This is a genomic window from Dactylosporangium sp. NPDC051087 (genome assembly GCF_055586325.1).
This window is the reverse complement of record NZ_JBVJIJ010000041.1, coordinates 26,760-44,952: the sequence shown is the minus strand read 5'-3', so window position 1 is coordinate 44,952 and position 18,193 is coordinate 26,760. Positions and strand designations below refer to the sequence as shown.

The 18,193-nt window shown below is 67.8% G+C and carries 10 protein-coding genes; 1 reads left to right on the top strand and 9 read right to left on the bottom strand.

The features are described 5' to 3' along the window. Window positions 1-56: 56 nt before the first annotated feature. The 9 genes from ACZ6TV_RS48675 to ACZ6TV_RS48635 form a co-directional block, all read right to left on the bottom strand. Window positions 57-2,657, bottom strand: coding sequence for a lectin (locus ACZ6TV_RS48675; protein WP_465307328.1), 2,601 nt, complete (start codon window positions 2,655-2,657; stop codon window positions 57-59). Window positions 2,658-2,721: 64 nt separating this feature from the next. Beyond that, window positions 2,722-4,161 (bottom strand): glycoside hydrolase family 76 protein, encoded by a 1,440-nt coding sequence (locus ACZ6TV_RS48670; protein ID WP_465307326.1) that lies wholly within the window; start codon window positions 4,159-4,161, stop codon window positions 2,722-2,724. A 9-nt stretch (window positions 4,162-4,170) separates the two neighbouring features. Then, window positions 4,171-6,516, bottom strand: coding sequence for an RICIN domain-containing protein (locus tag ACZ6TV_RS48665; protein WP_465307324.1), 2,346 nt, complete (start codon window positions 6,514-6,516; stop codon window positions 4,171-4,173). 257 nt (window positions 6,517-6,773) lie between these two features. After that, a complete protein-coding gene (locus ACZ6TV_RS48660) occupies window positions 6,774-7,871 on the bottom strand; it encodes an RICIN domain-containing protein (protein ID WP_465307322.1) in 1,098 nt (365 codons plus the stop codon). A 75-nt stretch (window positions 7,872-7,946) separates the two neighbouring features. Further along, window positions 7,947-10,709, bottom strand: a complete 2,763-nt coding sequence (locus ACZ6TV_RS48655; protein WP_465307320.1) for a ricin-type beta-trefoil lectin domain protein — start codon at window positions 10,707-10,709, stop codon at window positions 7,947-7,949. A gap of 38 nt (window positions 10,710-10,747) precedes the next feature. Continuing rightward, window positions 10,748-13,720, bottom strand: coding sequence for a lectin (locus tag ACZ6TV_RS48650; protein ID WP_465307318.1), 2,973 nt, complete (start codon window positions 13,718-13,720; stop codon window positions 10,748-10,750). 76 nt (window positions 13,721-13,796) lie between these two features. Then, the gene (locus tag ACZ6TV_RS48645) at window positions 13,797-14,693 is read right to left on the bottom strand and encodes a carbohydrate ABC transporter permease (RefSeq protein ID WP_465307316.1); all 897 of its coding nucleotides are present in this window, start codon (window positions 14,691-14,693) and stop codon (window positions 13,797-13,799) included. Continuing rightward, window positions 14,690-15,517 carry a carbohydrate ABC transporter permease gene (locus tag ACZ6TV_RS48640; RefSeq protein ID WP_465307382.1) on the bottom strand — a complete coding sequence of 276 codons (828 nt, stop codon included), beginning with the start codon at window positions 15,515-15,517 and terminating at the stop codon, window positions 14,690-14,692. The genes ACZ6TV_RS48645 and ACZ6TV_RS48640 overlap by 4 nt, the downstream gene beginning before the upstream one ends. Window positions 15,518-15,708: 191 nt before the next feature. After that, window positions 15,709-16,980, bottom strand: a complete 1,272-nt coding sequence (locus ACZ6TV_RS48635; RefSeq protein ID WP_465307314.1) for an ABC transporter substrate-binding protein — start codon at window positions 16,978-16,980, stop codon at window positions 15,709-15,711. 224 nt (window positions 16,981-17,204) lie between these two features. Here ACZ6TV_RS48635 and ACZ6TV_RS48630 point away from each other — a divergent pair, with 224 nt between their 5' ends. Next, window positions 17,205-18,071, top strand: a complete 867-nt coding sequence (locus ACZ6TV_RS48630) for a DeoR/GlpR family DNA-binding transcription regulator (protein WP_465307312.1) — start codon at window positions 17,205-17,207, stop codon at window positions 18,069-18,071. Window positions 18,072-18,193 lie beyond the last annotated feature (122 nt).

Here is an 18,193-nt window from a genome sequence, read left to right as displayed (position 1 = left end):
TCGAGGGTGGACCGGTCCGCCGCACCGCCGGCGGCGGACCGGTCCCGCACAAGGACCTAGGTCCGGGCCCATTTCTGGTTGGTGCCGCCGTTGCAGCCCCAGATCTGCAGCAGCACGCCGTTGGCGGTGCCGTGGCCGGTGGCGTCAAGGCACTTGCCCGACCCGACGTTCACGACCGAGCCATCAGCGTTGAGGTTCCACTGCTGCGCGCCGCTGCTGTTGCAGTCGTAGATCTGTACCGGCGTGCCGTCCGCGGTGCCCGAGGTGCGCACGTCCAGGCACTTGTTGCCGTACACCGTCAGCGCCCTGGTGCCCGGATTGAATGTCCAGGACTGGTTGGCGCCGCCGTTGCAGTCCCACAACGCGACCTGGGTGCTGTTGTTCTGGGTAGCGCCGGGCACGTCGACGCACCGGCCGGACTCGTTACCCTTCAGCACGCCGGTGGCGTTGGGGGCACCGCTGCCGTTGTACGACGGGGGCGCCGCCGACGCCGCGGTGGCCCACGAGGTGTTCGCGGAGGTGCCGAGGGTGAACGCCAGGGTGCCGCCACCGGTGATGAAGGACGGCGGCAGGTAGGCGTTGTTCCAGGTCGCGCCGTTCAACGAGGCGCTCTGCACGTAGGGCGCGTTCGTCGCCGCCTGCGGTGCGCTGATCGTAATCCGGCCGCCGCCGCCCAGCGTGATGTCGACCGATGTGAACAGCGGGCTGCCGAGGGCCATGTCGGCGGTGCCGGGGGTGTTCGGATACATGCCGATGGCGGAGAAGACGTACCAGGCGCTCATCGTGCCGAGGTCGTCGTTGCCGACGCCCCAGTTGGCCGGTGAGGTGTTCCACAGTTCGTTCTGCACCTGGCGGACCTTCGCCTGGGTCTTCCACGGCTGGCCGACGTAGTCGTACGCCCACGGCAGGTTCATCGACGGCTCGTTGCCCATGTCGGCCTTGTCCGAGTCGTTGCTCTGGCCGTGCAGGTTGGACAGGACGCTGTCCAGGTAAGCGACCATGCCGGCGTTGCCGCCCTTGGCGTCGGCGAGGCCGCGCAGGTTGAACGGCACCATGCCGGTGTACTGCCAGGACGTGCCCTCGACCATGTCGGTGCTCTTCTTCGGGTCGAAGCCGGGCCGCCACTGACCGTTGAGCTGCTTGCCCTGCATGAAGCCGGTGGCCGGGTTGAACACGTTGCGCCACGACTGGGCCCGGTTGACGAACCTGGTCTGGTTGGCCGTGTCGCCGAGGCGGCCGGCCATGGCCCCGATCGCGAAGTCGGACGTCGCGTATTCGAGGGTCGTGGCCGTCGGGCCGTAGAAGCCGCTCTCGTAGGTGCCGTCGGTGGGTAGGTAACCGATGGTGTCGATGTACCGGTTGCCCTTGCGGATCTTGTTCTGGGCGTTGCCCTGGGCCACCATCGCGTTCTTCGCGGCGGTGGTGTCGAAGTTGCGTGCGCCGAATGCGTGGTAGTCGGAGATGATGATCGGCGCGGGGTCACCGTTCATCACGTCGGTGTCGGCGTGGTTCAGGGTCCACTTCGGCAGGAACCCGCCGTTCTGGTTGTAGTCGTTGATCAGCGACTGCGCCGCGTCGCTGGCCGACTGCGGGTCGACGAGGGCGTGCAGCTGCGCCTGGGAACGGTAAATGTCCCAGCCGGAGAACGTCGCGTACTGCCCCTTCTGCGCCCCGCCGACCGTGTGCGTCTGCCGGTCGAAGCCGGTGTACTGGCCGTTCACGTCGCTGTAGACGTTGGGGTGGATCAGCGAGTGGTACAGCGCGGTGTAGAAGATCTTCTGCTGGTCGCCGGTGCCGCCGCTGATTTTGATCTTGTTGAGTTTGTCGTTCCACGCGTTGTGCGCGGCGGTCCTGACGCCGTCGAAGTCCCAGCCCGGGTTCTCCGTGCTGCGGTTGAGCGCCGCGTTGGCGTCCGACACGAACGACACGCCGACCTTCGCCTGCACGACCCGGTTGGACGAGGCGTCGAACGTGACGGAGTTGCCGCCGCTGAACGTACCGTCGGACGTCATCGGCCGGTCGAAGACCATGCTGAAGCGCAGCGTGTAGGTCGGGCTGTCGGCGCAGAAGTGCCCGGACGTGATCCAGCCCCGGATCTCGGTGCTGGAGACCCGGGTGAAGCTCTGCGCGTCGGTGCGGGTGCCCGCCGAACCCAGCTTGAACAGCAGGTTGGCCTGGCTGGTCTGCGGGAACGTGAAGCGGGCCATACCCGTGCGGGTGGTCGTGGTCAGCTCGGTCTTCACCCCGTTGCCGAGCGTCACGGTGTACGCGCCGGCCGTCGCCGTCTCGTTGGCGTGCGAGAACGTCGAGGTCGCCGAGCCGTTGACCGCGCCGACCGTCGGCAGGATCGGCACGTCGGCGGTGGCGTTGCAGCCGGGGCCGGACAGGTGGTTGAGGCTGAACCCGGTGATACTGGTGTCGCTGTAGGCGTAGTTGCCGCCCGGCGGCCGGGACGGCGTGTCGGGGCTCCACTGGACCATGCCGAACGGCACGACCGCGCCGGGGAACGTGTTGCCGCCGTTCGAGGTGCCCAGCAGCGGGTTGACCAGCGCCGCCGGGTCGGCGACCGCAGCCGAGGCGGCGGTGACCGGCAGCGTGACGAGACCGAACGCGCCGAGGGCCAGGACGGCCGGGGCGCACCACCAACGTCTTCTCATGTCTGTCTCCTAGGTTCAACGGCCAGCCCGCCGGGCTCGGCAGGCGGGCCGCCACGATGTGATGTCAGCTGCGCGACCAGCGTTGGTTAGCGCCGCCGTTGCAGGTCCAGATCTGCAGGAGGGTGCTGTTGGCGGTGCCGTGTGCGGTCGCGTCGAGGCATTTGCCGGAGGCGACGCTGACGACGGTGCCGTTGTCGTTGAGCGTCCACTGCTGGTTGGTGCCGCCGTGGCAGTCGTAGATGATGACCGCCGCGCCGTCGGCGGTGCTGGCGCCGCTCACGTCGAGGCACTTGCTGCCGTACACCTGCAGTTGCCGCGAACCGGTTGTGGCCCACCGCTGGTTGGCGCCGCCGTTGCAGTCCCACAGCGTGACCCGGGTGCTGTTGTTCTGGGTGGCGCCGGGCACGTCGACGCACCTGCCGGATTCGGCGCCCTTCAGCACGTTGCCGACCGGTGTGGGCGGTGTCGTCGGCGGGACGGTGCTGCCCAATGCGGCGACCAGGGCGGCCGCAGCGGCGGCCTGGGTGTTGTAGGTCCACAACGCGAACGGCCCGACGAACGAGTTGCCCTGCTGACCGGCGGCATTGGTGTCGTTGGCCAGGATCGAGTTGGCGGTCGTGGTCATGAAGGAGTCCCATTCGGTGGTGTTCGTCGCCGTCGCCAAGGCCCGCAGGTAGCGGATGAAGATGCCCTTGAACGACTGGCCGTCGCCGGTACAGTTCGGCTCGCAGCCGTCATACAGGACGTTGTTGCGGTTGAACCGGGCGACACCGGCCGACGCGATCTGCTTCGCCGTGGTGAGCAACGCCGTGTTGCCGGTGGCTTTGGACAGCTCGATCAGGCCTTGCAGGACCACACCCTGGTTGTAGCTGAAGACGGCGGTGCTGTATCCGCAGCCGGGCACGTTCTGCCCGTCCCGGACGAGGTTGTTGCTGATCAGGCCGGAGTTCTTGAACCAGTTCCACTCCTCGTTGGCCCAGCCCAGGTAGGTGGTGTCGCCTGGGATCCGGTTGTGCAGCCCCGCGGTCGCGGCCAGGAACAGCTCGTTGGCGATGGACGCTTTGTATTTCTTGTCGGTGTGCCAGTACACGCCGCCGCCGCACTGGGTGTCCCAGTAGCTGTGCATGTACTTGGTCGTGGTTTCGGCCATGTTCAGGTAGTTCTTGTTGCCCGTGATGTCGTAGGCCTGGATCCAGACCAGCGCCCACCAGCCGGTGTCGTCGATGTATTCGTTGGTGAAGTTCTTGTTCTTCGCGAACGCCTCGGAGATCGCGTAGTCGTACTGGGTGTCGCCGGTCGCCTGCCGGTAGGTCATCACCGTGCTCAGCGCTACCGCCCCGGTCCACCAGCCGCCACCGATCCGGCCGGAGTTGCTGTCGTAGGACTTCATCAGCACACCGATGCTGTTGGACGCCGGGGTGGCTGCCTCGGCGGTGCCCGTCACACCCACCAATACGCCCAGTGCCATGGCTGCGGCCGCGAGGCCGGACAATATCTTTCGCATGGGTTGTCCTCAGCTCCGCGACCAGCGCTGGTTGGCGCCGCCGTTGCAGGTCCAGATCTGCAGGAGGGTGCCGTTGGCGGTGCCGTGCGCGGTCGCGTCCAGGCACTTGCCGGACGCGACGCTGACGACGGAGCCGTCGGCGTTGACGGTCCACTGCTGGTTGGTGCCGCCGGTGCAGTCGTAGATGATGACCGCTGCCCCGTCGGCCGTGCTGCCGCCGCTGACGTCCAGGCACTTGCTGCCGTACACCTGCAGCTGCCGCGAACCGGTCGCCACCCACTGCTGGTTGGCGCCGCCGTTGCAGTCCCACAGCGCGACCCTGGTGCTGTTCGCCTGGGTGGCGCCGGGCACGTCGACGCACCGGCCGGACTCGGTGCCCTTGAGGACGCTGAGGACCGGGCCGGCGTTGGCGGTGACGCTGAGGTTGTCGAACTGGTTGGTCTGGTAGCCCACGACGCCGACGCCGGCCATCCCGCCGCCGAAGGAGCCGTCGCTGGCGGTACCGACGACCGTGTTGTCGATCTGGGCGGTGATCTGCGTGCCGGAGAACCCGAGCTTCAGGTTGTGCCAGCTGTTGAGGCCCAGCGCCGCCCGGGTACCGGAATTCAGTGTCGTGTTGGAATTGTCGCTGCCGTGGCGCACGATCGACCAACCGCCGGTGTTGCTGACCCGCAGCTGGTAGGCGGCCTGCCGGTTCTGCGGGCGCAGCTGGGTGTTGGCCCGGCCGAGCAGTGTGACGGTGCCGGCCTGCTGCATGTTGACGTCGAGGCTGACCGTGTAGTTGTTCCACGCGGGGTCGCCGACGAGGGTGAACGCGTCGCTGTCGTCCTGCCAGTTGATCGGCCGCTGCGGCGCGACCTGCTGCAGGCACGTGCCGGTCCGTCCGGCGGCGCAGGCGCGGGTCTCGTAGGAACCCTGCATGTCCTCGAAGTACTTCGGCGACTTGCGCACCGTGTAGCTGTCGAAGTTGTCGGTATACGGCAGGCTCAGCGTGTTGCTCGCCGGGCTCACCGCACCGCCCTTGGACTGGCCGGTGGTGGTGGTCAGGGTGTAGATCCGGTTGGGCTGCATGGTGAGGCTGTAGCTGCCGTTGGACGGCTGGATGTCGGTCTGCTTGACGAAGTACGTCGACGGGTTCGTCGAACCCATGTCGGTCGACCACACGTGCACCGTGCCGGTGCTCAGCCCGCCGGACACGGTGACGTTGACCGTCTGCGTCGACGTGGTGCCGCTGGTCTCGTAGATCGTCGAGTAATCCGTGTTGTTACTGGATTTCAGCGACACATAACTGCCGTTCGCGCGGTTCCCGCCCAGGTAGCCGCTCGCCGAGCTGTTCAAATACTTCCACCCGGGGGCGGTGAACTGCCCGTAGTGCGCGTTCGCCCACAGGTTCTTGCCCACCCGGTAGGACCCGGACCACGGCGAACCGGCGTCCATCAGGCCGACCGTCGAGTACGGCAGGTTCGGGGTGATCGCCGCGATCAGCGGCCAGTTCATGTACCCGGAGATCTCCGCGTCCAGGTAGCCGCGGTTCACGGTCCGGATGTACGGCACCACGCCGCTGTTGTCGTCCTGCGACCCGAACTCGCTGGCCCACAACGGCTTGCCGCTGTTGCGGGCGTTCGTCGTGGTGCTGCACGAGTCGGCCTGCGACAGGTAGCCGCACACGTAGTGGTTGCCGAGCACCCCGACGGCGTTCTTCAGCGTGGTGTCGCCGAACTCGTCGGCCATGCTCCAGCCGCTGTCGTCACCGACGATCTGCACACTGCCGTAGCCGGCGTTGTTCAGCCCGCTCCGGAGGTTCTTGTACCAGCCGCTGTCGTGGCCGCGCTCGTTCCAGCCGCCGAGGTAGCTGATGTTCAGGCCGTGGCCCTTGGCGCAGTTCAGCCAGGAGATGTCGTAGTCGATCATGTCCTGGGACCAGAAGTTGCCGCCGCCGATCCAGCCCGGCGCCGCCCACGGCAACGCCACCAGCTTGATGCCAGGGTTGCGGGCCACAGCCTGCTCACCGAGCCAGAACTCGTAGCCGACATTGCAGTTGATGTCGCCGCGGACGTGCTGGTGCGAGGGTTCGGAGCCGTCGGTGGAGTTGGCGTCGCCGCCGATCTCCAGCTTCAGCAGCTGCACCTGCGCGCCGTAGTTGGGCTTGAACAGGTAGTCGAGGATCTGCGAACGCTGCGGCTCCGGGTAGTCGATCAGCAGCCGGGAGTTGCCGCCGCCGCCGCTGATCGCGCCGACCCCGTCGAACGTGCGCCCGACGATGCCGCCGTTGATGTTGATGCTGGTGGTGGCGGCGCTCGCCGGTGTGGCGGCGACGATGTATGCGGTGGTCGCCGCGAGCGCTGCGGCGGCCATGACGGCGATACTTCGGACTCTTCGTCCGCGTGAAGCATGGTGCATGTGCGTGTTCTCCTCGATGTCTGGCGGAACGATCGGGAGGAGGCCAGCCGGGATGCGCAAGGGCGCCGCGGGTGGGCGCGGTTCGATGACGGTTGGCGGACCAGATCGAACAGAAGGTCGACGTTGTCGTAATGCCGGCATTGTTTCCGTACTCGACGGCGACGCTGGAGGGGCACGAGCGCCGCCGCAGCGCGGCAGTGATCCGGTGCGACTCACCGCACGGACCATCGCTGGGCGCCGGTGCTGTTGCATCCCCACAGCTGCACAAGGGTGCCGTTCGCCGTGCCGTTGGCGTTCACGTCGACGCATTTGCCGGAGCTCGCACCGGCGATGGTGCCGTCGGCGTTGAACGTGAACCGCTGGTTCGTGCCGCCGTTGCAGGTCCAGATCTGCATTTTTGTGCCGTTCGTGCTGCCACCGGCGTTGACGTCGAGGCAGCGGTCGCCGTAGACGCGCAGTTCCCCGGCCGCGGTGCGGGTCCAGCGCTGATTGCTGCTGCCCTTGCAGTCCCAGATGAGCGCCTGGGTGCCGTTGGCGGTGCCGGCACCGGACACGTCCAGGCAGCGTTGGGACTGGGGGTTGACGATCGAGACGGCCGTGCCGACCGGCGGGGCGCCGCCGTTGCTGACGCTGCCGGGCACCGCCAGCAGCGCGGTGTACCAGCGGGACGCCATCTTGTCGTAGCCGGCCGCGGTCGGGTGGACGCCGTCGGCGAGGTCGGTCACGGCGACCACGGCGTGCATGTCGACGAGGTGCGTCTTCGGGCCCTTCTGCGCGACCACGCCGGGGATCGCCGCGTTGAAGGTCTTGACCTTCGCCTCGCGGGCCGGGTCGGCCTCGGGGGCGATCTGGGCGACGAAGAGCTCCACCTGCGGGCCGGTCGCCCGGATCTTGTCGATGAGCGCGGACAGCCTGGCCGGGGCGTTCGCCAGGTCGTAGTCCTGGTTGACGTCGTTGGTGCCGATGTGCAGCAGGATCGTGCGGGGGTTGGTGGCACGCATCCAGCCGACGACGTTCGCGTCGATCTGGTCGATGCGCCACCCGGAGTGACCCTCGTGGTCGTGGTCGGGCAGGGAAGCGGGCCCGTTGGCGGCGGATCCGACGAAGTCGATGGTGTAGCCGGCGCCTGCGAGTCGCTGCCACAGGCCGATGCGGTAGCCGCCCGGGACGGTGAACCCGTCAGTGATCGACGCGCCGAGCGGCATGATTCTCGCTCCGCCGTTGGACTCGGCGGCGTCGGCGGGAGCGGTGAACGCGAGGCTCGCGGTGGCGGCAAGCGCGAGCGCGGCGATGCCGAGGGGAAGGCGCACGGATGATCTCCTTCGCTACGGGCCACGGCCGTCCCGGGCGTGGCGGCGCCCGGGACGGCCTGCGATGGGGCGGGGCTAGCTACGGGTGAACTTCTGGTTGGCGGCGCCGTTGCACGGCCAGATGACGAACTGGGTGTTGTTGGCGGTGCCGTGCCCGATCACGTCGAGGCACTTGCCGGAGCCGACGTTGATGACCGCGCCGTCCCAGCGCAGCTGCCATTGCTGGGCGGCGGAGCCGTTGCAGTCCCAGATCTGGACCGGGGTGTTGTCGGCGGTGGCGCCGCCGGCGGCCTCGAGGCACTTGCTGTCGAAGACCTTGAGCGCGTTGGTCTCGGTCGACGTCCACGCCTGGTTGTTGCCGTTGTTGCAGTCCCACAGGGCGGGCCGGCTGCCGTTGCCGGTGTTGTTGCCGGGCACGTCGACGCATTTGCCGGACTCGGTGCCCTTGAGGATGCCGTCGACGGCGGCGCGGGCCCATTTCTGGTTGGGTCCGCCGTTGCAGCCCCAGATGACGATGCCGGTGCCGTTGACGGTGCCGTGGCCGGTGGCGTCGAGGCACTTGCCGGAGCCGATGTTGACGACGGAGCCGTCCGGGTTGACGTTCCAATGCTGGGCGGCGGAGTTGTTGCAGTCGTAGATCTGCACGACGGAGCCGTCAGCGGTGCCGCCGGCGTTCACGTCCAGGCACTTGCTGCCGTACTGCAGCTGCTTTGCCGGGGTCAGCGTCCAGCTCTGGTTGGTGCCGCCGTTGCAGTTCCACAGGTTGACGGCGGTGCCGTTGGTGGTGCTGTAGCCGGGGACGTCGATGCACAGGCCGGACTCCTGGCCCTTGAGGATGCCGCCGAGGTTGCCGGCCGGGTTGGCGGTGACGCTGAGGTTGTCGAACTGGTTGGTCTGGTACCCGACGACGCCGACGCCGACCTGGCCGGTGACGAACGACCGGTCATTGGCGGTGCCGAGGGTGACGCCGTCGGCGATGGCGGTGATCTGGTTGCCGGAGAAGCTGAGCTTGAGGTTGTGCCAGCTGTTGAGGCCCAGCGCCGAGCGGGTGCCGGAGGCGAGGGTGGTCAGGATGCCGCCGCTGGTGTTCTTGGCGATCGACCAGCCGCCGTTGTTATTGATCCGCAGCTGGTACGCGGCCTGGTTGCGCTGCGGCCGCTTCTGGATGTTGGCCCGGCCCAGGAGCGTCACGGTGCCGGCCTGCTGCATGTTGACGTCGAGGCTGACCGTGTAGTCGGTCCAGTTCGGGTCGCCGACGAGGGTGAACGCGTCGCTGTCGTCCTGCCAGTTGATCGGCTTGATCGGCGCGATCTGCTGCAGGCAGGTGCCGCCCCGACCGGCGGCGCAGGCGAGGGTCTCGTACGAGCCCTGCATGTCCTGGAAGTACTTCGGCGACTTGCGCACCGCGTAGGCGTCGAAGTTGTCGGTGTACGGCAGGTTCAGCTTGGACTGCACGGGGCTGGCGGCCGTGCCCTTGCCCTGGCCGTTGGTGGTGGTCAGGGTGTAGATCCGGTTCGGCTGCATGGTCAGCGTGTACGAGCCGTTGGAGGGCTGGATGTCGGCCTGCCGCACGAAGTAGTCGGCCGGGTTCGACGAACCCATGTCGGTCGACCACACCCGGACCGTGCCGGTGCTCAGCCCGCCGGACACCGTCACGTTGACCGTCTGCGTCGACGTGGTGCCGCTGGTCTCGTAGATCGTGGAGTAGTCGGTGTTGTTGGTCGACTTCAGCGACACGTAGCTGCCGTTCGCGCGGTTCCCGCCCAGGTAGCCGCTGGCGGAGCTGTTCAGGTACTTCCAGCCGGGCGCGGTGAACTGGCCGTAGTGCGCGTTCGCCCACAGGTTCTTGCCGACCCGGTAGGACCCGGACCACGGCGAGTTCGCGTCCATCAGCCCGACCGTCGAGTAGGGCAGGTTCGATGTGATCGCGGCCAGCAGCGGCCAGTTCATGAACCCGGACAGCTCGGCGTCCAGGTAGCCGCGGTTGACGGTGCGGATGTAGGGCACCACGCCGTCGTTGTCGTCCTGGGAGCCGAACTCGCTGGCCCACATCGGCTTGCCGCTGTTTCTGGCGTTGGTGGAGGTACCGCACGACTCCGCCTGGGACAGGTAACCACAGACGTAGTGGTTGCCGAGCACCCCGACGGCGTTCTTGAGGGCGGTGTCGCCGAACTCGTCGGCCATGCCCCAGCCGCTGTCGTCACCGACGATCTGCACGCCGCCGTAGCCGGCGTTGTTCAGCCCGCTCCGGAGGTTCTTGTACCAGCCGCTGTCGTGGCCGCGCTCGTTCCAGCCGCCGAGGTAGCTGATGTTCAGGCCGTGGCCCTTGGCGCAGTTCAGCCAGGAGATGTCGTAGTCGATCATGTCCTGGGACCAGAAGTTGCCGCCGCCGATCCAGCCCGGCGCCGCCCACGGCAACGCCACCAGCTTGATGCCAGGGTTGCGGGCCACAGCCTGCTCACCGAGCCAGAACTCGTAGCCGACATTGCAGTTGATGTCGCCGCGCACGTGCTGGTGGCTCGGTTCGGAGCCGTCGGTGGAGTTGGCGTCGCCGCCGATCTCCAGCTTCAGCAGCTGCACCTGCGCGCCGTAGTTAGGCTTGAACAGGTAGTCGAGGATCTGCGAACGCTGCGGCTCCGGGTAGTCGATCAGCAGCCGGGAGTTGCCGCCGCCGCCGCTGATCGCGCCGACCCCGTCGAACGTGCGCCCGACGATGCTGCCATTGATGTTGATGCTGGTGGTGGCGGCGCTGGCCGGTGGTGCGGCGATGACGTAGGTGAGGGTCGCGGCGAGCGATGCCGCGGCCAGGATGGCGAGGTTGCGCAGTTTTGAACCCACTGCGGGTCTCCTTACACGTTGGCGGACGTGGGTTGCGGTCACTGAGGGGGCAGTGCCCACTGCTGGTTGGTGCCGGTGCCGCAGTCCCAGATGACGAGCTGCGTGCCGTCGGTCGTGCTGGAGCCCGGGTTGTCCAGGCATTTGCCGGTCGCGGTGTTGCGCAGGGTGCCGTTCACCGGGGTCCACTGCTGGTTGGGGCCGCCGTTGCAGTCCCACAGCGCGACGAGGGTGCCGTTGGTGGCGTTGCCGCCGGTGACGTCGACGCACCGGTTGTAGATCCGCAGCGTCCCGTCGCCGGGGAGGTGGATCGACTGGGCGGATGAGCCGTTGCAGCTCCAGATCTGGATCTTCGTGCCGTTGGCCCTGCTGGCGGCGTTGTCGTCGAGGCACTTGCCGGAGTTGCCGGACACGACCGTCCCGGTGCGGGTCTTCGGCAGGGTCCAGCGCTGGTTCGTGCTGCCGGTGCAGTCCCAGATGACGAGCTGGGTGCCGTTGGTGGTGCTGCCGCCCGGCACGTCCAGGCAGCGCCCGGACGCCGGGTTCTTCAGCGCGCCGGTGGCCGGCTGGTAGAGCCATTGCTGGGCGTTGCCGAGGTTGCAGTCCCACAGCTGGACCTTGCTGTTGTTGGCGAGGCCGCCGCCGTTGACGTCGAGGCACTTGCCGCCGAGCATCACGGTGTTGTCGCCCTGCAGCGTCCACTTCTGGGCGGCGCTGCCGTTGCAGTCGTAGCTCTGCGCGGCGGTGCCGCTGGCGGTGCTGCCACCCGCGGCGTCGAGGCACTTGCCGGCCACGCCCGAGGTCACGGCGCCGGTCGGTCCGACCAGGGTCGCCGGTGGCTGCGCGCCGCCGGTCCCGCCGTAGGACGGTAGGCCTGAGGATGCGGCCGTCGCCCATGACGTGTTGGGGTTGGTGCCGAGGGTCAGGTTCAGGGTGCCGCCGCCGGTCGCGAAGCTCGCCGGGAGGTAGGCGTTGTTCCAGTTCGCGCCGTTGAGGGTGGCGCTCTGGATGTACGGCGCGTTGGTCGCGGCCTGCGGCGCGTTGACGGTGATGGTGCCGCCCCCACCGAGCGCGACGGTGACCGTCGTGAAGAGCGGGCTGCCCAGGGCCAGGTCGGCGGTGCCGGGGTTGTAGGGGTACATGCCGATCGCCGAGAACACGTACCAGGCGCTCATCGTGCCGAGGTCGTCGTTGCCGACGCCCCAGTTCGCCGGCGAGTTCGGCCACAGCTCGTTCTGCACCTGGCGGACCTTCGCCTGGGCCTTCCATGGCTGGCCGACGGCGTTGTACGCCCAGGGCAGGTTCATCGACGGCTCGTTGCCGAGGTCGGCGAACGCGGTGCCGCCTGAGCCGCCGTGCAGGTTGGACAGCACGTTGTCCAGGTAGGACACCATGGCCGCGTTGCCGCCCTTGGCGTCGGCGAGGCCGCGCAGGTTGAACGGGACCATGCCGGTGTACTGCCAGGACGTGCCTTCGACGAAGCCGTCGCTGCTGGTCGGGGTGAACCCGGCCCGCCACGAGCCGTCCTTCTGCCGTGGCTGCATGAACCCGCTGGCCGGGTTGAACGAGTTGCGCCAGTTCTGGGCGCGGTTGATGAGCTGGTCCCGGGTGGCGGTGTCGCCGAGCGCGCCGGCGAACGCGCCGGTGGCGAAGTCCGTCGTGGCGTACTCGAGGTTGGTGGCGACGGGGCCGTAGAAGCCGTAGGGGTAGGTCGCGTCCGACGGCAGGTAGCCGTAGTTCGACGAGTACTCCAGGCCGGTGCGGATGCTGTTGACGACGGTGCCCTGCCGGACCATCGCGTTCTTCGCCGCGGCCGTGTCGAAGCCGCGAGCGCCGAACGCGTGGTAGTCGGCGATGATGATGGGCGCGGAGTCGCCGTTCATCACGTAGGTGTCGTACTCGCCGATGGTCCATTTCGGCAGCAGCCCGTTCTGGGCGTAGTCGTTCACGAGGGACTGGGCGCTGTCGCTCGCCTGCCTGGGTGCGACCAGGGCGTGCAGCTGCGCCTGGGAGCGGTAGATGTCCCAGCCGGAGTACATGCCGTACTGCGCCTGCTGACCGCCGCCGACGGTGTGCACGACGTGGTCGAAGCCGCGGTAGCGGCCGTCCACGTCGGACACGACGTTCGGGTGCAGCAGCGCGTGGTACAGCGCGGTGTAGAACACGACCTGCTGGTCGGCGGTGCCGCCGGAGATCTGGATCTTGCGGAGCAGCTGGTTCCAGGCGTCCTTGGTGGCCTGGCGGGTGGCGTCGAAGTTCCAGTTCGGGTTCTCCGTCGCGCGGTTCGCCCGCGCGCCGTCGCCGGAGACGTAGGACAGCCCGACCTTCGCCTGCACGATCCGGTTGGAGCTGGCGTCGAACGTCACCGAGTTGCCGTTGGTGAACGCGCCGTTCGAGCTGAACGGCCGGTCGAACACCATGTTGAAGTACAGCGTGTAGGTGGGGCTCGACGCGCAGAAGTGGCCTGACGTGACCGATCCGGCGACCTCGGTGCTGCTGAGCACCGAGAACTTGATGTCGTTGGTGTTCGTGGCCGCGGCGCCGAGCTTGAACAGCAGATTGGCCTGGTTCGTCTGCGGGAACGTGAACCGGGCCATGCCCGATCTGGTCGTGGTGGTGAGCTCGGTCTTGACCCCATTGCCGAGGGTCACCGTGTACTGGCCGGCGCTCGCGGACTCGTTGGCGTGCGAGAAGCCCGCCGTCGCGGTCCCGTTGACCGCGCCGGTCGTCGGCAGGATCGGGATGTCGGCCATCGCGTTGCAGCCCGGCCCGGACAGGTGCGTCAGGCTGAAACCGGTGATCGTGGAGTCGCTGTAGGCGTAGTTGCCGCCCGGCGGCCGCGACGGCGTATCCGGGCTCCACTGCACCATCCCGAACGGCGCGTCCGCGCCTGGGAACGTGTTGCCCTCATGCGAAGTGCCGAGCAGCGGGTTGACGATCGCCGCGGGATCCGCGACGGGGGCCGCCGCAGCCTGGGCGGCGGGGAGCACCACCAGGCTTCCGACCAACAGCAAGGCGATCGCTATCGATTGACGCATGCACTACTCCAAGATCGACTGGTCTGGCGGGACGAGTGCGACTTCGGTGTCGTCAGCTCTTGACGGAGCCGGCCATCAGTCCGCCGATGAACCAGCGGCCGAGGACGATGTAGACGAGGAGGGTGGGCAGGGAGGCGATGAGGGCACCGGCCATCGACGCGGCGTAGTCCGGGGACTGGGCGCCGGCGAGGGCGTTGAGTGCGATGGTGATGGGTCCGTTACGGGTGTTGGACATGAAGATGGCAAAGAGGTAGTCGTTCCAGGCCGAGGTGAACTGCCAGATGACGGTGACCACGAACCCGGGTGCGGACAGCGGCAGGATCACGGATGCGAAGGTGCGCAGCATGCCGGCGCCGTCGACGCGGCTGGCTTCGATGATCTCGACGGGGACGGTGGTGGCGTAGTAGTTGCGGAAGATGAGCGTGCAGATGGGGATGCCGTAGACGCAGTGCACGAAGACGAGGGTCGGGATGCCCGGTGGGAGACCGATGTCGTGGACGATGGAGCGCAGCGGGATCATGACGGCCTGGTACGGGATGAACATGCCGAACAGGATCAGCGTGAAGATGACGTCGGCGCCGGGGAACCGCCACCGGGACAGCACGAACCCGTTGGCGGCGCCGAGGATCGAGGAGATCGCGGCGACCGGTACGGCGAGCTCGAACGTGCGGATGAACGACGGCCGCAGCGATGTCCAAGCCTTCTCCCAGGAAACAAGCGTCCATTCCTGGGGCAGGTTCCACTGGCCGTTGACGCCGATCTCCCGGCCGGACTTGAGGCTGGTCACGATCAGCACGTACGCCGGCATCAGCACGATCAGCAGGAAGCCGATCAGCAGTGCGTAGTTGACGGTGCGGGCCAGCGGTGAGCGGCGGCCGACCCCGCCCTGCGGCCGGCGGGTGGCCTCGGGCGCGGTGACCGCATCGCCGCGGGTCAGGGTGGCGGTCATGAGCGGCGCTCCACGCGGTTGTTGTAGACCAGGTAGGGGACGATGACGACCGCCACGAGCAGCAGCAGGATCATCGAGATCGCGGCAGCTTTGGCGTAGTCGCTGGTGAGCAGGGTCTGCCACACGTAGACGGCGGGGACCTCGGTGATCCACTGGGCACCGGAGACGCTCATGATGAGGTCGAACATCTTCATCGACATGTGCCCGAGGATGATCAGCGCCGACAGCGCGGTCGGGGTCAGCTGCGGGAAGATGACGTGCCGGTAGAGCTGGTAGCCGGACGCGCCGTCCATCGCGGCGGCCTCGCGCAGTTCGGCCGGGATGCCGCGGAACCCGGACAGGAACAGCGCCATCACGTAGCCGGACAGCTGCCAGATCGCCGGCAGCGCCATGGCGGCCATGCCCCAGTCGGGGTCGGTCCACCACGGGTTCTGCAGAAACCCCAGGTGCAGATCACCGAAGATGCGATTGAGACCGCCGGCGGAGTCGCCGGTGCCGGAGTTCATCAGCCACCGCCACACGACGCCGGACGCGACGAACGACACGGCCATCGGGAACAGGTAGACGGCGCGGAAGAACCCTTCACCGCGCACACCGCGTTCGAGCAGGAATGCCCACAGCAGGCCCATCAGCAGGGCGCCGAGCATGAACACGACCGTGAAGACGAGGAGATTCTTCAGCGAGTGCACGAACCGGCCGTTGATGTCCTCGGTGAACAGGTCCATGAAGTTGCGCAGCCCGACGAACCCCTTGCTGCCCAACGCGTCGTGCTCGTCGGTGAGGGAGAGTTTCAGCGTCCAGCCGATGAGGCCGTACACGAAGATGCCGAGAAGGATCAGCGACGGCGAGAGCAGCGCGAGGCCAGGCAGCCAGCGGCGTATTGCCGTGCGTGGGACACGGCGGTGTCGGGCTGGGGCGGGGGTGGTGGTCACCGGGGCGTCCTGTCGTCTTGACGGTGCGTGGTCCGCAGCGGAGGCAGGGCATGCGCGCGCCTGCCTCCGCCGCGTGCTTACGGTTACTTGCCGGCGAACTGCTTGGCGGCGGCGACGAGCGCCTTCTGCAGCCCGGCGACGTCACCGTCGCTGGAGAACTTGCCCTGCGCGGAGCCGACCGCGCCCTGCCAGCCCTGCGAGCAGGCCGAGCCGTGCGGGCACGACGGGACCGGGGTGCCCTTGGCCCAGTCGGCGATCGCGGCCTGCTGGTAGGCCGGGTAGTCGGCGGCGACAGCGTCGGTGCGGGCCGGGATGGAGCCCTTCTTGACGTTGAACGCCTTCTGGCCGGCGGCCGAGCCGAGCGTCTTGAGCCAGCACTTGGTGCCCTCGGGGTTCTTGGCGTTCTTCGGCAGCACGAACGAGTCGGCGAGCCACTGGTAGGCCATGCCGTTGCCCGGGAACACCGAGTAGCTGTAGTCCTTGAAGTTCTTGGCGTCCAGGTCCGCGGCCTCCCAGTCGCCCATGAGCTGGAACGCGGCCTTGCCCTCCATGAGCAGCTTCTCCGCGTCGGTCCAGTCGAACGTGTCGCGGTCCTTGTTGCTGTAGGTCAGCAGCTTCTTGTAGTCGTTGATGGCGTCGGTGATGTCGGCGCCGGCCCAGTCGGTGGACCCGGTCCACAGGCCGTTGAACTTGTCCGGGCCGAGCTTGGAGATGAGCACGGCCTCGAACAGCATCTGCTGCGTCCAGTCCTTGCCCAGCGCGAGCGGCGCCGCGATGCCCTTGGCCTTCAGCGTGTCCAGCTGGGTGAAGAACTCCGGCAGCGTCGTGGCCGGCGCGGTGATGCCCGCGTTCGCGAGGACCGTCTTGTTCGCCCACAGCACGTTGGCGCGGTGGATGTTCGCCGGCACCGAGTAGATCTTGCCGCCGACGGTGAGGCTGTCGACCAGACCCTTCGGGAACGCGGAACTCAGCCCCCATTCCTTGTACTGGGCGCTGAGGTCCTCGATCTGACCGGCCTTGATGTAGTCGGACAGCTCGGCGCCGGCGTGGGCCTGGAACGTGTCCGGCGGGTCGCTCTGCTGCAGGCGCGAGGCGAGCACCTGCTTGGCGTTGGAGCCGGCACCACCGGCGACCGCGCCATTGACGAACTCGAACTGCGAACAGTCCGTCTTGAACTGCGCGACGAGCCCGTCCAAACCGGCCTTCTCACCGCCGTCGGCCCACCACGTGAAGACCTCGACCTTTTTGCTGCCACCGCTGCCGCTGGTGGTGCTGCCGTCACCGTCATCGGCGCCGCAGCCACTCGCCGCCAGAGCCAGCACGAGGCCGGCTGCGGCGAGGGTTGATGTGCGCATGCTGAAGCGCATTCGTCCTCCGGGATTTACAAGGGGTGTCAACTGTCGATCTGTACGCAGGCACTGTGCATGTTTGATGGATCGTGTTGAAGCGTGGGGACCGCTGTAGGGCAGACTGAGCCCAGCGCTCGGTTCTGTCAAGACTTGTTCTATTTGGCCGTCAAATCGCGGTATTTTGTCGGTTTCACGTCCATGATCGGATGACCTGCCGAACTGGATCCATCATGTTCGGTCACTTATTGACAGAACTTGCCTACTGCGCGCATGATCTCGCAACGATGCTGGCCTCTTCGCGACAACTCGCCATCCTCGAGATCATCGATCGCGAGGGCGGCGCCTCGCTGCGGCAACTGACCGCCGCCCTGCATGCCTCGGCCGCCACCCTCCGTCGCGACCTGGCGGAGCTCGACACGGCCGGCTTCGTCGTGCGGGTCCACGGCGGAGCGGTCCGGCGGTTCCCCGCCGAACGTGGCGCCGGTGCCCGGCGTATCAACACCGCAGGTGTGATGCAGCGCGCCGCCCGCACCTCGATAGCTGCTCATGCCGCCACCTTCATGCGGGGCACCTCGACGGCCTTGTCGGCGGGGCCGATCTCGCTCCTGCTGGCCCAGCAATTGGCGGCAGTTCCCGGACTGACCGCAGTCACGTATTCGTTGTCGGTCGCGCAGGCGTTCCGTGCCCGCCAGCGCGCCGGTCAGCAGCTCGTGCTGACCGGCGGCGTGCTCGGCGACCGGCACGACATGACCGGCCCGTTGGCATCGCAGACCATGCATGCGCTCCACATCGACACCGGCTTCATCGAATTCGACGGGGTGGACCTTGAGGGTTGGCCGGCGAACATCGCCGAAGGCGACGCAGATCTCAACCGGGTCGTGGCAGCCGTCGCGGACCGGGTCGTCTGCTTTGCCGACCACACCGCCTGGCACCGCATTGCCACGCACCGCGTTGTCACGCCCGGACCACAGACAGTCCTTCTGGTCGACCAGCACGTGCCCGTGACGGTCCGGCAAACGCTCGCCGCCGGTGCCCAGGTCGCCGTCGCCGGCGACCACGGTCTGGCCGCGATGGCATCAGCACCCCGAATCCCGTAGCGGGGGGGGGGGGGGGGGGCCCCCCCCCACCCCCCACCCCCCCCCCACACAGGGAGGGGAAACCCCAAAGGAGGGGGCGGTTTGCCTCCACGCCATTAGCCATCGGTCTTTTTTTCCCTTTT